1 tRNA gene is annotated in these 304 nt (G+C 42.4%); it reads right to left on the bottom strand.

The window, feature by feature from the left end:
* Positions 1-94: 94 nt before the first annotated feature.
* A tRNA-Gly gene (locus IDG60_RS03305) sits at positions 95-169 on the bottom strand.
* Positions 170-304 lie beyond the last annotated feature (135 nt).

Genomic DNA, 304 nt, shown 5'->3' on the forward strand with positions numbered 1-304 from the left:
CCACAAGTGGAACGGGATTTTGAGTCCCGCGCGTCTGCCAATTCCGCCACACCGGCTTAATGGTAAACAAAAAACTTCCCTTTGGAAGCAATTATGGAGCGGAAGATAGGATTTACACCTATACCTCGTTCCGGGAAGGAACGTGTTCTAAAAGTTGAACTACTCCCGCAAATATTAAATTATGGAGCGGAAGATAGGATTTACACCTATACCTCATTCCAGGAAGGAATGTATTCTAAGAGTTGAAATACTCCCGCATTATTATTAAATTATGGAGCGGAAGATAGGATTTGCACCTATACCT

It is taken from the genome of Staphylococcus sp. EG-SA-2 (assembly GCF_017152085.1).